Origin of the sequence: Arthrobacter sp. 1088 (assembly GCF_031455315.1) — a bacterium.
Taxonomy (GTDB): Bacteria; Actinomycetota; Actinomycetes; order Actinomycetales; family Micrococcaceae; genus Arthrobacter.
Genome location: NZ_JAVDSM010000038.1, coordinates 1 through 1,954 on the forward strand (window position 1 = coordinate 1; position 1,954 = coordinate 1,954).

Genomic DNA, 1,954 nt, shown 5'->3' on the forward strand with positions numbered 1-1,954 from the left:
TTTCCTCCGGGAATTTCCTGTCCCTTGCCCTGCGGGTAGACAGGCCTGCGTCGGGCACAGCTCCGCGAGCTTCGCCAGCAGCCAAAACAACGGGGGAGAGGGGAAGCTGGCGACTCACCACGAGCACCCCACCCACCGAATCCTCAGCAAAGGACAAAGGAACCATGACCAACGAACTGCGCATTACCGGCCCCGCCGACATCCTGAGCTTTATTCCACACACCTTGGGCTTCGCGCCACGGGAGTCTTTCGTGTTCATCACCATGCGCGGCAACACGCTCGGCGCCACCTTGCGCGTTGACGCTCCCGTGAATGCCGACCCAAAGGGTTTCGCCCGCGCCATGGCTGACTACCTTGCCTTGGACCTCCCCGCGAACGCGGCCGTGCTGGCCGTCTACACCGACCAACACCCCGCACCTGGGGCGCCGCGGCCGTTCAACGACCACGTCGAGGCCATCGTCGAGACGCTCGACGCCGCCGGTGTCCCCCTCAAGGATGCATGGCTGGTCACCTCCGGGCACTGGAAGAACCTGCTCTGCGATGACCTGAAGTGCTGCCCCGTCCAGTCACTGGACGCCATCACGGACGGGCCCTTGAACGCCGAAATGATCTACCGCGGCAGCACCTACCGCGATGCCCCGGGAGTGGACTACGCCCCGTTCGACGGCCCCGCGGACACCGCCGAACAGATCGACCACGCCGGGCACGTGCTGCAGTATGGCGAGGAGATCAACGGACGGGAACTGTGGGCAGAGGCCATCGAACACAAGGGCCGGATCAGCCCGGAAGCGGCCGTGCAGTTGCTGGCCTGCTTCCAGCTCCCGGCCCTGCGCGACACGCTGCTGTGCAACGTGATCGAACCCGATCGCCTCGACGCGCAGGGCAGTGGGGACCTGCTGATCGGCCACGGGATCGCCCCGGACTGGGCACGGGTCGACCGGGCCGAGGAAGCCGCCCGGGCCCTGATCGCCGCCGCACCGGAAGGCTACCGCGCCCCGCTGTTGACCCTGATCGGATGGCTCGGGTACCTCAAAGGCCACTCCACAGTCGCAGCCGTGCACTTCACCGCCGCATTGGAGGACGTCCCCGGGTACCGGCTGGCTGAACTGATGGACGAGATCATCAGCCACGGCACGATCGCCCCCGTCGCCGCCGACGAAACCACAGGGTACAAGAAGCACTAAACCCACAGGGGTCGGACCGCAACAGTCCGGCCCCACCGGCGCGTCGGCGGCCTCCCCCTCTGGCGCTCCTCCGGCCGCCGATCCAACGCTTACGCGGGCGAAGCCCCACACCAGGCACGGCACTCCATCGTCGGGCTACAGTGGAACAACCACCGCGTTCCGCCAACGCCAGGGAGCAGCACCATGAGCCACGACTTCATACTCACGGACGACGACGCCCCCTCCGGCAACACCCACGCCGAAGACATCCTCGAACTGAGCATGCTCACCATGGACACCGGGTCAGCCATCGTGGACATCTCCTGGGAGAAAAACCCACAAGACTTCTCAACCCCGCAGCGATGACGCTGCTCCCACGAGTTTCCTTTTGCTGAGGGAAAACAGGAAGAGCCGGCACCCAACGGGTGCCGGCTCTTCCGCCATTCACACCGGCCGTTCGCCTTTTGGTGGGTGGGCGGTCCGCCGCAGGTGGTCACGTGTCGTGGTGGGTTGCCGGCGGCGGACCGCCGTTCCCGCCAAGGATTGCGGCATTCCAGCCCTGGGTGGCGCGTCCCACCGGATCGGACAGGAACCGTGTGCGTCGTTGGGGTGCCAGGAGTGCGGTTCGCTGGGGCGAACCGGGATCGGGCGTCCTCTCCGCTTCGCTCCGTGGCCGGCTGTTGGGTGCTGCCGGTCCGTCGCAGGGCTCCTGCCCGTCATCACCTGGTGTGTCTACGACGTTTTGGCTGCTGTCCTGACGGATTGTACGTGCCCGCTCCGGCCGGTCTAGC

General features: G+C 66.5%; 4 protein-coding genes. 2 read left to right on the forward strand and 2 right to left on the reverse strand.

Annotated elements, in window-relative coordinates:
• Nucleotides 1-184, reverse strand: a 184-nt coding sequence (locus J2Y41_RS23010; RefSeq protein ID WP_309932033.1) for a hypothetical protein, incomplete at its 3' end; no start/stop codon positions are given.
• Between J2Y41_RS23010 and J2Y41_RS23015 the strand changes: the two genes are divergently transcribed.
• A complete protein-coding gene (locus J2Y41_RS23015) occupies nt 165-1,184 on the forward strand; it encodes a DUF4192 domain-containing protein (protein WP_309932035.1) in 1,020 nt (339 codons plus the stop codon). The genes J2Y41_RS23010 and J2Y41_RS23015 overlap by 20 nt on opposite strands.
• 183 nt (nt 1,185-1,367) lie before the next feature.
• Complete coding sequence (locus J2Y41_RS23020; protein ID WP_309932037.1) at nt 1,368-1,529, forward strand: hypothetical protein; 162 nt, start codon at nt 1,368-1,370, stop codon at nt 1,527-1,529.
• Nucleotides 1,530-1,656: 127 nt separating this feature from the next.
• Here J2Y41_RS23020 and J2Y41_RS23025 read toward each other — a convergent pair.
• Nucleotides 1,657-1,954 (reverse strand): hypothetical protein (locus J2Y41_RS23025; RefSeq protein ID WP_309932039.1); only part of this gene is annotated, 298 nt, incomplete at its 5' end.

What these genes read in the sequence shown, in the direction of transcription:
- J2Y41_RS23015 (WP_309932035.1), top strand. Translation starts at nt 165, where the DNA reads ATGACCAACGAACTGCGCATTACCGGCCCCGCCGACATCCTGAGCTTT.
- J2Y41_RS23020 (WP_309932037.1), top strand. Translation starts at nt 1,368, where the DNA reads ATGAGCCACGACTTCATACTCACGGACGACGACGCCCCCTCCGGCAAC.